This is a genomic window from Kordiimonas pumila (assembly GCF_015240255.1).
In the GTDB taxonomy this organism is placed as follows: Bacteria; Pseudomonadota; Alphaproteobacteria; order Sphingomonadales; family Kordiimonadaceae; genus Kordiimonas; species Kordiimonas pumila.
The window spans coordinates 26,569-37,842 of record NZ_CP061205.1 but is presented as its reverse complement, the minus strand read 5'-3'; the positions used below and the strand labels follow the sequence as shown (position 1 = coordinate 37,842).

General features: G+C 49.0%; 13 protein-coding genes. 7 read left to right on the top strand and 6 right to left on the bottom strand.

Annotation, left to right across the window (positions count from 1 at the left end; all coding sequences use genetic code 11):
• Positions 1-116 precede the first annotated feature (116 nt).
• The 3 genes from ICL80_RS00190 (at position 117) to ICL80_RS00180 (ending at position 4,154) form a co-directional block, all read left to right on the top strand.
• Entirely contained in the window at positions 117-1,109 is a 993-nt protein-coding gene (locus tag ICL80_RS00190) for an SAM-dependent methyltransferase (RefSeq protein WP_194214137.1), read from the top strand.
• 142 nt (positions 1,110-1,251) lie between these two features.
• Complete coding sequence (gene acs / locus ICL80_RS00185; protein ID WP_194214136.1) at positions 1,252-3,189, top strand: acetate--CoA ligase; 1,938 nt, start codon at positions 1,252-1,254, stop codon at positions 3,187-3,189.
• 134 nt (positions 3,190-3,323) lie between these two features.
• Entirely contained in the window at positions 3,324-4,154 is an 831-nt protein-coding gene (locus tag ICL80_RS00180; RefSeq protein WP_194214135.1) for a class I SAM-dependent methyltransferase, read from the top strand.
• A gap of 3 nt (positions 4,155-4,157) precedes the next feature.
• On the opposite strand, the gene ICL80_RS00175 is transcribed toward ICL80_RS00180, so the two are convergent.
• Positions 4,158-4,772: an alpha/beta fold hydrolase gene (locus ICL80_RS00175; protein WP_194214134.1), complete on the bottom strand. Its 615-nt coding sequence runs from the start codon at positions 4,770-4,772 to the stop codon at positions 4,158-4,160.
• A 100-nt stretch (positions 4,773-4,872) separates the two neighbouring features.
• Between ICL80_RS00175 and ICL80_RS00170 the strand changes: the two genes are divergently transcribed.
• Positions 4,873-5,391 (top strand): SixA phosphatase family protein, encoded by a 519-nt coding sequence (locus ICL80_RS00170; RefSeq protein WP_194214133.1) that lies wholly within the window; start codon positions 4,873-4,875, stop codon positions 5,389-5,391.
• A 115-nt stretch (positions 5,392-5,506) separates the two neighbouring features.
• The gene (locus tag ICL80_RS00165; protein WP_194214132.1) at positions 5,507-6,178 is read left to right on the top strand and encodes a hypothetical protein; all 672 of its coding nucleotides are present in this window, start codon (positions 5,507-5,509) and stop codon (positions 6,176-6,178) included.
• A gap of 12 nt (positions 6,179-6,190) precedes the next feature.
• Here ICL80_RS00165 and ICL80_RS00160 read toward each other — a convergent pair whose 3' ends face one another.
• The 5 genes from ICL80_RS00160 to tsaD form a co-directional block, all read right to left on the bottom strand.
• Entirely contained in the window at positions 6,191-6,571 is a 381-nt protein-coding gene (locus ICL80_RS00160; RefSeq protein ID WP_194214131.1) for a Rieske (2Fe-2S) protein, read from the bottom strand.
• On the bottom strand, positions 6,568-6,981 hold the full coding sequence (locus ICL80_RS00155; RefSeq protein ID WP_194214130.1) for an EVE domain-containing protein: 414 nt from the start codon (positions 6,979-6,981) through the stop codon (positions 6,568-6,570). The genes ICL80_RS00160 and ICL80_RS00155 overlap by 4 nt, the downstream gene beginning before the upstream one ends.
• A 10-nt stretch (positions 6,982-6,991) precedes the next feature.
• Positions 6,992-7,291 carry a YciI family protein gene (locus ICL80_RS00150; RefSeq protein WP_194214129.1) on the bottom strand — a complete coding sequence of 100 codons (300 nt, stop codon included), beginning with the start codon at positions 7,289-7,291 and terminating at the stop codon, positions 6,992-6,994.
• 12 nt (positions 7,292-7,303) lie between these two features.
• Positions 7,304-8,293: an NAD(P)H-dependent glycerol-3-phosphate dehydrogenase gene (locus ICL80_RS00145; protein WP_194214128.1), complete on the bottom strand. Its 990-nt coding sequence runs from the start codon at positions 8,291-8,293 to the stop codon at positions 7,304-7,306.
• A gap of 61 nt (positions 8,294-8,354) precedes the next feature.
• Positions 8,355-9,476 (bottom strand): tRNA (adenosine(37)-N6)-threonylcarbamoyltransferase complex transferase subunit TsaD, encoded by a 1,122-nt coding sequence (gene tsaD, locus ICL80_RS00140; protein ID WP_194214127.1) that lies wholly within the window; start codon positions 9,474-9,476, stop codon positions 8,355-8,357.
• Positions 9,477-9,583: 107 nt separating this feature from the next.
• Between tsaD and hemC the strand changes: the two genes are divergently transcribed.
• Both hemC and ICL80_RS00130 read left to right on the top strand, forming a co-directional pair.
• Complete coding sequence (gene hemC / locus ICL80_RS00135) at positions 9,584-10,546, top strand: hydroxymethylbilane synthase (protein ID WP_449274504.1); 963 nt, start codon at positions 9,584-9,586, stop codon at positions 10,544-10,546.
• Positions 10,543-11,238 carry a uroporphyrinogen-III synthase gene (locus tag ICL80_RS00130; protein WP_194214125.1) on the top strand — a complete coding sequence of 232 codons (696 nt, stop codon included), beginning with the start codon at positions 10,543-10,545 and terminating at the stop codon, positions 11,236-11,238. Before hemC ends, ICL80_RS00130 begins: the two co-directional genes overlap by 4 nt.
• Positions 11,239-11,274: the final 36 nt, after the last annotated feature.

Below are 11,274 nucleotides of genomic sequence, written 5' to 3'. Positions count from 1 at the left end.
GATCAAAAAATAAGATCAACACTTGAAAAAAACACAGGATAAGTTTTGATAGACGTTACCTGTCTTTTTAGGCAATGTGGTGTGATAGTGTTTTTTTGCGTTGATAGGTGATTGGGATGTCCGCCAAAAAAGCTGACAAAAAAGGTACAAAGATGGGCCTGAGCCTGCGTTTGAAAGCGTGGTGGGAAGGATATGACCCAGATGAGATTGAAAAGCGTATCCGGCAACGCCAGCCAGACGATTACGATGAGCCTGCGCCCAAAAAGAAGGAAGCACAGAAGCCTGCTTCTATAGAGAATATCGATCCGTGGAATGAGCAAACCATTGATATTGCTCAGTATATATGGGGTAAGGGCTTTTGTGGTCCGGGCGGCCCTGAGTATGTTGTGTCTTTGTCGAAGCTTTTGGCGCTAAGCCCTGAAATGTCGATGCTGCAAATTGGTGCTGGCCTTGGCGGCCCTTGCCGCGTTTTGGTTGATCGCTTTGGGGTCTGGATGACAGGCTATGAAGAATCGCCCATGCTTGTTGAAAAGGGGCAAAAGCTTTCCAAAATGGCGGGCCTCGAGAAAAAAGCTATTCTTGAACATTATGACCCTGATGATTTTGAAGGCTTTGGTCGCAAGTTCGACCGCGCCATGTCAAAGGAAGCTTTGTTCACTATTCAGGACAAGGCGGGCATGATTGCCAAAATTGAAGATAAACTGAAACCGGGTGGTTTGTTCCTCATGACAGAATATGTCATTGGGTCTGATGCGGTTTTGGGTAAGGACAGGTATAAAGAATGGGTTGTCGGCGAAAAGGGCCACCCGTTTCCCTGTCTGTCCTCAGAGCTGGTTGATATGCTGAAAGCTTGCCGCATGCAGGTGCGGGTATCGGAAGATATCAGTATGCAATATATTGATATGATCAATCAGGCATGGTCTGGTGCAGATGAAGTGGCAGCAAAGCTTGCAAAGCAGGATGACGGTGCCGCGATGATCCAAACCTTGATGCGGGAAGCAGAGTTTTGGAACAGGCGCAAAAAAATGCTCGAATCTGGCGACATTAAGCTATGGCGTATTGTGGCCAATAAAAAGTCTGGCGGGCCGGGCATGATGTCTGATTGGTAAGCTAGAACCGTTAGCCACCTAATGTTTATAGGCTTATCTGGCCATCTGGCCTGAAAATTACGCTCTTTGACCGACCTGAACTTGAAACATTGTCGCTATCGCTGCATTATCGCTTTGAAATTGCCGAGGGAAGGTTTCTATAATGAGTGATAATCAGGTTTTTCCTGTAACTGCTGCAGCATCTGCAAATACACACTGCACGAAAGACAACTATAAGGCACTATATGAACAGTCTGTAAAAGACCCTGATGCTTTTTGGGGCAAGGAAGCAAAGCGCCTTGACTGGATCACGCCTTTCACCATCGTTAAAAACACAGATTTCACGGGTGATATTTCTGTGAAATGGTTTGAAGACGGCACGCTTAATGCCTGCGTAAACTGTGTTGATCGTCATTTACCTGAAAAAGAAAATGTTACCGCTTTGATCTGGGAAGGGGATAACCCGGATGATAGTGTTCATGTAACATATGGGGACCTGTACGAGCACGTATGCCGTTTTGCCAATGTCTTGAAACAGCAAGGCGTTCAAAAAGGTGATCGGGTCACAATTTATATGCCGATGATCCTTGAGGCTGTGTACGCCATGCTGGCCTGTGCGCGCATTGGTGCGGTGCATTCTGTAGTCTTTGGTGGCTTTTCACCTGATGCTGTTGCTGGGCGGGTTCTGAACTGCGAATCAGATTATATTATCACGGCCGATGAAGGTGTGCGCGGCGGTAAGCATGTGCCACTGAAAGCAAATGTGGATGAGGCATTAAAACAGTGCCCCAATGTTAAAAGCGTGCTGGTGATCCAGCATACGGGCGGCATCGTTGGCTGGGTCGAAGGCCGGGATGTTTGGTATCATGAAGCCGTAAAATCTGTAACGGCTGATTGCCCGGCAGAAGAAATGAACGCAGAAGACCCGCTTTTTATTCTGTATACTTCAGGTTCAACAGGCCAGCCAAAAGGCGTGTTGCACACGACAGGCGGGTATCTTGTTTGGGCTTCCATGACCCACGAGTATGCCTTTGACTATAAAGACGGTGAAATATATTGGTGCACGGCAGATGTTGGCTGGGTAACAGGGCACAGCTACATTGTTTATGGCCCGCTTGCAAACGGTGCAACAAGCCTCGTTTTTGAAGGTATCCCAACATACCCTGATGCCAGCCGCTTTTGGCAGGTATGTGAAAAGCATAAGGTTAATATATTTTATACCGCCCCAACAGCTATTAGGGCGCTCATGCGGCTTGGTGAAGAGCCGGTTAAAAAGTATGATCGATCTTCCATCAGGCTGCTTGGTTCCGTTGGTGAGCCGATTAACCCTGAAGCATGGCTATGGTATTATAATGTTGTGGGTGAGGCGCGCTGCCCAATTGTAGATACATGGTGGCAAACGGAAACTGGCGGCATCATGATTAGCCCCTTGCCGGGCGCGGTTGATCTGAAACCGGGTTCTGCGACACTCCCCTTTTTTGGTGTGCAGCCAGCTCTTGTAGATGCCGACGGCAAGTTTCTTGAGGGGGCTGCTTCTGGTAATCTGGTGATAACGGATAGTTGGCCGGGGCAGATGCGGACCGTTTACGGCGACCACGAGCGGTTTAAGCAAACCTATTTTAGCGCCTATAAGGGTCTGTATTTCACAGGGGATGGCTGCCGGCGTGATGCAGATGGATATTACTGGATCACTGGCCGTGTGGATGATGTTATCAATGTGTCTGGCCACCGGCTTGGTACGGCGGAGGTTGAATCAGCCCTTGTGGCCCATGCAGGTGTTTCAGAAGCGGCGGTTGTTGGTTTCCCGCATGATATTAAAGGACAGGGTATATATGCCTATGTCACACCGCCTGCGGGTGTTGAGGCAACGGAAGACCTGCGAAAAGAGCTGGTTACATGGGTCAGGAAAGAAATTGGCCCTATAGCGACACCAGATCATATTCAGTTTGCACCGGGGCTGCCGAAAACCCGGTCAGGCAAAATTATGCGCCGTATTCTCAGAAAAATTGCTGAAAATGAATATGGTAGCCTAGGGGATACATCAACATTGGCGGACCCTGCTGTTGTTGATGACTTGATAAAAAACCGTAGGAATAAGTAAGCGCCTATTCACTAAATTGTGACAACAGAATCGCTTATCTTGAATATAAGTTCTAGCTTTTATTGCGTATGCTGTGGCCGCCAATCTATGGATTGGCGGCCACAAGCCATGTTGCATTAATTCAGGGGAAAAAAATGATAAAGAACTTCATGATTGCAGGCGTACTTGCCGCTAGTTTTTTGGGGTATGCACAAGCATCAGAAACCGAGGATGTAATCTGGCATGCTGTGCATGAAAACAGCTTGAGAAGTGAAGAAGATACTGCGCGTGATGTGTACCGCCATCCGGAAGAGTTTTTACGTTTCTTGGGCATAAAAAGTAATATGGCTGTGGGAGAAGTAAACCCCGGTAGTTTTTGGTATAGTCGTATTTTGGCTGATGTGCTGCGCGAGAATGGTACATATGTTGGGTTGGAACACCACCCTGACCAGTATGCCCAGTCCCCGAAGTATGCGGTACACCTGCGTGAATTTCCTGCCATAGTGAAAAAGAACCCTGACATGTTCGGCGCTAATGCCATAGGTACGTGGATACCAGCGTCTGAGGGCCTGCCGGTTGAAGCTGGGTCGTTAGACATGATTATAGCGGTCAGGGCCTTTCATAATTGGAAACGCAGAGGTTTTTTTGATGTGGCCATGGACCAGACTTGGAGCATGCTCAAGGACGGCGGTGTGCTTGGTATTGTGCAACACCGCGCTGCTGAAGATGCGCCAGAAGATGCTGATACCCTTTACGGTAAGGGCCGCTGGAAACAGAGTGCCATGATCGCTGCTGTAGAGGCAAAAGGGTTCAAGCTTGTTGAAACTTCTGAAATAAATGCGAATCCAAAAGATGTGGGTGGTTATCCTGTTGGTGTATGGAATTTGCCGCCTAGCCTTTCTGGCGGTGAGACAGACAAAGAGAAATATATTGCTATTGGCGAATCTGACCGTATGACCCTCAAGTTTATAAAGGTCGCTCGCTAATAATCACCAATCGTGGCTTGCTATTGTGTCTTGTGCTGCTTGCCAGTTTCCTGCTTCACTATAGCCTGAGGCCTTACGGGGTTTCAGGCTGTGGTCACCATCTGGGCACCAGTAAATACTATAGTTTTTGGGTAAACCAAGCTGTGTAACCAGTGCCTTTCCACCAAAGGTGTCACGCTCGCCTTGTACGATAAGGGTAGGGGCGGCAATGTGGGGGAAGTGTTCTGTGCGCAGGCGTTCTGGTTTTCCGGGTGGGTGAAAAGGGTAGCCAAGCAGCAATAAACCGTTTGCAATCTGGGGTTCTTGAGCAAGCAGCATACTGGCAATCCGCCCGCCCATTGACTTACCGCCGATAATAAGGTGAGGGGCTCTAACTTCTGTAATAATTTCTTTGTAAAAACTAACCAGTTTGGGGGCTTTATCGGGTGGACGCCGTTTACCTTCACGTTTCATTTGGGCCATATAGGGGAAATCAAACAGGATGGTTTCGAAGCCGTGCTTCGCAAGGCCTATAGCAAACGCTGTCATAAAGGCAGAGTCAGAACCAGCCCCCGCTCCGTGGGCTAGCAAGATGGTCGCTTTTTCCGGGCTACCAAAACGTATAAGATTAAACGACATATAAAGGCTCTAGTATGCAGGACTATATTTTGTGTTTATATAGAACGGATACGATGATCTCGTAAAGCTGGTTCAGGCTTAAGCCATGAGGGAAACAACCTTGAAACGATTGTATTTATTGCGGCATGCAAAATCTGACTGGTCAAATATGGGGCTGGTAGATCATGACCGTATTTTGAACAGACGCGGGCAAAAGGCTGCGGCCCTGATTGGTCAGCGGTTTAAAGATTTTGGCCGCGAGCCTGACCTTGTTGTATGTTCAACAGCCCTTAGGGCAAGAGAAACACTTGACCGGCTTATGGCGGCTGGTAGCTATAACTGGAACGTGCAAAATGAAAAACGTTTGTACGGGGCCAGCCCTGATACAATTTTATCCATTGTTCACCAATACGGGGCTAGTTGCGACACCCTTATGCTGGTTGGGCACAATCCGGGCATGGCTGATGTCGCAAAAGCGCTCGCCGGGGATGCAAAACCAGGCTTGCTGGAACGCTTGATCAGCAAGGTTCCAACTGGGGCCATGATAACGCTGGAGTTTGATATACCGTCCTTTCAGGGTGTGCGTGCTAAAAGCGGTATGCTAACGCAGTTTCTGCGTCCAAAGCATGAACTGGCATAATATCGGATTTATCTGACAACAGCTTCTGTCAAACGAAAGTTATTATGTTAGGTGCTTTTCCATACGATCCATGAATGCTATGAAATAAGATGATCTGAACGGGGAGAAAGCCATAGTGCAGCGGATAGCACAGGTGATTGTTATGTGGGCTGTATTCATGCTTGCAGGGTGTGATCAGGCAGCCCATGTGCCGCTTGTGCCTCAGGCTATTGTTGGCACAAAGGCGGTTATACGTGCGCACGGCAAAGACCTCTCTTTAGAAGTAACCGATGTCGCAGAAAAAATTGTGACAACAGAGCTGTCTGACTGGAATGGAGAGCTTGTGGCACAGCGACATTTCTACCGGGGGCTATACCCTGTTGCGGGCACAGAAGGCACAAACCAGTGGGAGCTGGAATTTGACCATGCAAAACTAGAATCCTTGTTTCCCTTAAGTGTTGGCAAAGAAACCAGCTTTACAGGGAATATGCGTGATATATCGAGCGGAAAGACCTATGAGTTTTGGGTGAACCTGACAGTGGCAGGGGAAACCCCCTTTACCCTGCCAGACGGGACTTACACTTCATATGTAGTTGATATTGTTACAAAATACGCATGGAACGGTGAAATGCGCCGCAAAAATGAGGTCGTTTATTACGCACCCGAATTTTCTATGAATCTTAAGGGTGTGATGCAGGAAGCCACATCGCAGCGCTATTGGCGGGTTATATCGCTTGAGCGGCCAGGGCAGGCATCCTCAAGGCCAAATTCAGGGCGTCAGCGTAGTTCCGGTACCGTTATGATCTAACCATAGTGTAGTCTACAGGCTATATATCGCCCCGTTTCGTATCTCAACCGCTACTTGCCGCAGATAATGGCCCTTGCAGGGCCCCCCGGTACATTTGCCTGTCTCAGGGTCAAACAAGGCACCGTGCGTTCGGCATAGTAAGTGATTTTTTTCTATATTCATAAAGCGGTCGCCGAACATGTTTAACGGCGTGCCTGCATGGGGGCAGCGATTTTCATACACATAGATGGTATTTTGGTAGCGCTGGGCAAAAATATTCACTCTTAGCCGACCCTCTGTAAACACTATATCTTTGCCACCGTGCGCGGGCAGGCTATTAAGGGTTACTAAAAGGGTCCCTGCTTCAGGCCCCCCCGGCATGTCGGAAAGATACAAAAGGTCTGGTTTTTTCATGCCGGAAAGGCGGCCATTTTATAGAGTTTTTGCCATGCTTCCTTATCAATGGGCATAACCGAAAGCCGTGCTTGCTTGACAAGGGCTAGGTGCTGAAAGTCAGGGTCTGCTTTGATGCTGGCAAGCGACACAGGTGTGGCTGCGCTTGAAACGGCTTTCAGATCAACAAGGCAAAAGCGTTTTGTATCATCACTAGGGTCTGGGTAGGCGCTCTTTGATACTTTGCAAAGGCCAACAATGGCTGGATTTTTGCCGGAATGGTAAAAGAAAACAAGATCTCCCACTTTCATGGCGCGCATATTGTTTTGTGCCTGAAAGTTTCTGACCCCAGTCCATGGTTCTATGGTGGTTTCCTGCTGGTCTTGCCACGACCAGTCATGAGGTTCTGATTTTACCAGCCAGCCAGCCATTTACGCCGACCTAGCCCTGTTTTGACCACACGCCAACGGCGGGGTTCCAAGGCCGGATATCAACAGATTGAAAAAGCCCCGCTTGTGCATAAGGGTCGTTTTCTGCAAATAGTTTCACAGCCGCTTCGCTTGCAGCATCTATAACGACAATACTACCAATGGGTTTTGGGTCTTCGCCAGCCGTTAGGATAGGGCCTGCAACTTTTAGGCGGTCGCCGGCTGATTGAAGATAGTCAAGGTGTGCTGCACGTGTCTTTAATCTCAGGTCTAAGCTGTCAGGCTTGTCATAGGCTGTAATCGCAAAAATCATCTTTGCTTTCCTTTAGCTTTCATCCGTAAAGGGGCGCGCCAGCAATGCCTCTGTTACACTGCGAACATCCCGATTTTCTTTCAGAATATGATACACCGATTCTGTTATTGGCATATCCAGATTATTATCCTGCGCTATTTTATAGACAATTTCTACCGTATGAGCGCCTTCAGCAATAGAATTACGGCTTGCCATAATGCTTTCTAATGTCTGCCCTTCGCCTATGGCTTTACCAAGCGACATATTACGCGACTGGGTGCTGGAGCAGGTCAGGATCAAATCACCAAGGCCAGAGAGGCCCATAAGGGTTTCTGCTTGCGCCCCGAACAATTCTCCAAACCTTACGATCTCTGCCAGTCCGCGCGTGATAACAGCGGCGCGTGCATTTTCGCCAATACCAAGCCCCGCTACAATACCCGTTGCGATAGCAAGAACATTTTTCACGGCCCCGCCAATTTGCGCGCCAATGATATCTTCGTTATAATATAGCCTGAATGTTGGAGCGCCGAGTGCTTCAACGAGGGCCATGCCAACAGCTTTGTCGGTGCAGGCAAGGGTTAGGGCGCATGGTAATCCTTGTGCTACTTCCGCAGCAAAGGTAGGGCCAGATAAAACTGCTGGCGGATTATGCGGGGCAGTTTCTGTCACCACGTCGCTTAAAAGCTTACCAGACGAAATTTCAATCCCTTTTGAACAGATAACAAATGGCACACCGTGCCGTACATGTGCCGCGAGTGCCGCTGACATGGTGCGTAGGTGCTGGGCTGGGCTGACAATCAGAATGGCATCACAGTCGCCAAGGTCAGCCATGTCTGTTGTCGCCCTTAAGGCGGGTGGTAAAGCGACACCTTTTAAAAACAGGGTATTTTCATGAGACGCGTTTATAGAGGCGGCCACTTCTGCTTCCCGTGCCCATAGCACTGTATCGCAGCCCGCCCGTACAGCGGCTGTTGCCAAGGCAGTACCCCATGCGCCTGCACCCAAAACCCCTATTTTTTTCACAGTATTACTCCCTGAATATTAGCTTCAAAAGTGCCCTTATATAACGGCAGAGGCAAGAAGCTTATGCCTTTGCGCCTTTTTTGCCTTTACCTACCAGTGGTTTGGCGTCGTTGTCTAGGGGCCAGCGCGCCCTTGGGGCCATATCAATATCGTTAATATCAGGGCTGGCAACCAGTCTTTCAAGGCCTGCCCATGCGATCATGGCGCCGTTGTCGGTGCAGAGGGCAAGAGGCGGCGCATGGAATGTCAGGCCAGCTTCTTCCGCAACCGCTTGTAATCTGGCGCGCAGAACCTTGTTTGCAGCAACACCACCCGCGACAACAAAAGGCAGTGTACCAGGCCCTGCTTTTTTGCGAAATTTTTCAATAGCGTGCCCTAGCCGGTTTGCAAGGCAGACGGCCACGGTTTCCTGAAACGCAGCACAGAGATCGGCCCTGTCTTGCAACGTTAACAGGCCTTCCTTGTCAACGCAGGCTTCGGCAGTTCTGCGCACCGCTGTTTTCAGGCCAGAGAAAGAAAAATCACATCCCGGTTTATCCAGCAGAGGCTTGGGCAGTTGAAAGCGTTTAGCGTCGCCCTGAAGAGCGGCTTGCTCAACAGCGGGGCCCCCAGGGTACCCAAGCCCCAGAAGTTTGGCTGTTTTATCATAAGCTTCGCCGACAGCATCATCAATAGTGGTGCCGAGGCGGGTGTATTGACCAACGCCGTAAACCGCCAGCAATTGGCAGTGACCACCTGAAACCAGCAGCAACAGAAATGGAAACGCAATGTTATCAACCAGCCGTGCAGTAAGCGCATGGCCTTCAAGGTGATTAACGGCAATGAATGGTTTCTTTGTGGCTGACGCAATGGCTTTGGCCGTCATCACACCAACCATCAAGCCACCTACAAGGCCAGGGCCAGTAGTGGCGGCAATTGCATCAATATCTGAAATTTGCATACTGGCATCAGCCAGCACGGCTTTTATTAAATGATCAAGGCTTGAGATATGCTGACGCGCGGCGATCTCAGGGACCACACCGCCGTATTCACTGTGATCCTCAATTTGTGATAACACAGAATGTGCCAAAATATGTTTATCAGCGCTAACAATAGCGACAGCAGTTTCATCACAACTTGTTTCAATACCCAGCACAAAAGGCCGTTTTGGCTTTTCCTGTGAGGGCTTATTTTTGTCAGGCATAAAAATTTCCTGTCTTAGGGCTTTAGACATCAGCCATATGGCTTTATAAGCCTCTATGCAATGACATACCAGAACACTATCATGTGGCCATAACATCAGGAGCCGTTATCTTGCAACAATTGATAAAAATAGGAACAAGGGGTAGCCCGCTAGCGCTGGCACAGGCACATGACGTAAAGGCAAAGCTATTGGCGGCCCACCCAGACCTATTGCCGGATTCGGTTGAAATTGTTGTGATTAAAACCACTGGAGACAGAATATTGGACCGGCATTTAATGAATGCTGGTGGTAAGGGCCTTTTCACCAAGGAACTCGAGGAAGCATTGTTTGATGGCTCCATCGACTGTGCCGTTCATTCCAGTAAGGATATGCCGACCAGCCTGCCTGAAGGACTTGAACTTTCGGTATTTTTACCGCGAGAAGACCCGCGTGATGTGTTTATAAGCTCTAAATTTACCCAATTTTCTGACCTGCCCAAAGGGGCTGTTTTGGGCACTGCATCGCTTAGAAGGCGTGCACTTGCGCTAAGATTGCGGCCTGACCTGCAGGTGGTTATCTTTAGGGGTAATGTACAGTCACGGCTTAGAAAGCTGCAAGACGGTGAGGCAGACGCCACATTTCTAGCCATGGCTGGCTTGAACAGGCTTGGCATGCAATCCTCGGCGACTGAAAAGCTCTCGCTTGAAGAGTTTTTACCAGCGCCAGCGCAAGGTGCTGTGACCGTTGAAATCCGAACAGGTGATACAGAAATGGCTGGTCGCTTGCAGCCACTACACTGCGCTGATACGGCGCTGGCTGTTACAGCAGAGCGCGCTTTTTTGGCGGCTCTTGATGGTTCGTGCCGAACCCCGATAGCGGCTTATGCTAGCTTGCAAGGGGATGAATTATTTCTGCATGCGGCGTTATTGTCGCTTGATGGTAAAACTGTTTTTGAGCGTAGGTCTGCGTGCTCTGTATCATTGTCGCTTGCTGCAGAGATGGGCCATAAAGTTGGGCTGGACATCAAGACAGAAGCAGGCCAGACTTTTTTTGATATTCTTGCAACACAAGTGCAGGCGGAAATTGAATGAGCACATTTTTAATGACACGGCCTGCTGATGAGGCCCGCAAATCTGGCCAAAAGCTCGAAAGCCTAGGCCACAGAGTTGTGTATGCTCCCATGATTAAGATCGAACAGGTTTCTTTTGAACTACCTGACGAAAGCCGTAGCCTGATTATTACCAGTAAAAATGGTGCGCGGTACGGCCTCCCAAACATTAGCAATAAAGGCAGGCCTATTTTTGCAGTGGGCGACCAAACAGCCCTTGAGGCCCGAGCACTCGGTTTTACCAATGTGACAACAGGGCCTGGCACCGCGCGGCAGCTTATTCCGCTTTTGCTAGAATGCGGTATTTCGCAGAAGCGCGAATATACCCATCTGTGTGGTAATAATATTGCCTATGATATCGCTGATGTGCTGCGCCAAGAAGGGCTGGACGCTAACAACACAGTAACCTATCAGGCGGTCCCTAATCGTGTATTCTCGCCAAGTGTGCAGGAAGAAATGGAACACGGAACAATTGACGGCGTGCTCTTTTATTCACCGCGCACAGCCACCATATTTGAAGAGACAGTATCAGAGAGTGATTGTCATCACTGGCTCCCTAAACTGGATGCCTATTGCTTTTCAAACAGGGTGGCAGATGAACTTTTAGGGCCGTGGAAGACAATCAGCTCAGCGGTGTTGCCAACGGAAAAGGCCTTGTTCAGCTTGTTTGAATAATATCGTGCTGTGTGTTTTGTATATTAACAACTAAGA

Coding starts and splice junctions, on each gene's coding strand:
- ICL80_RS00190 (WP_194214137.1), top strand. CDS start 117: ATGTCCGCCAAAAAAGCTGACAAAAAAGGTACAAAGATGGGCCTGAGC.
- acs (WP_194214136.1), top strand. CDS start 1,252: ATGAGTGATAATCAGGTTTTTCCTGTAACTGCTGCAGCATCTGCAAAT.
- ICL80_RS00180 (WP_194214135.1), top strand. CDS start 3,324: ATGATAAAGAACTTCATGATTGCAGGCGTACTTGCCGCTAGTTTTTTG.
- ICL80_RS00175 (WP_194214134.1), bottom strand. CDS start 4,772: ATGTCGTTTAATCTTATACGTTTTGGTAGCCCGGAAAAAGCGACCATC.
- ICL80_RS00160 (WP_194214131.1), bottom strand. CDS start 6,571: ATGAAAAAACCAGACCTTTTGTATCTTTCCGACATGCCGGGGGGGCCT.
- ICL80_RS00155 (WP_194214130.1), bottom strand. CDS start 6,981: ATGGCTGGCTGGCTGGTAAAATCAGAACCTCATGACTGGTCGTGGCAA.
- ICL80_RS00150 (WP_194214129.1), bottom strand. CDS start 7,291: ATGATTTTTGCGATTACAGCCTATGACAAGCCTGACAGCTTAGACCTG.
- tsaD (WP_194214127.1), bottom strand. CDS start 9,476: ATGCCTGACAAAAATAAGCCCTCACAGGAAAAGCCAAAACGGCCTTTT.
- ICL80_RS00130 (WP_194214125.1), top strand. CDS start 10,543: ATGAGCACATTTTTAATGACACGGCCTGCTGATGAGGCCCGCAAATCT.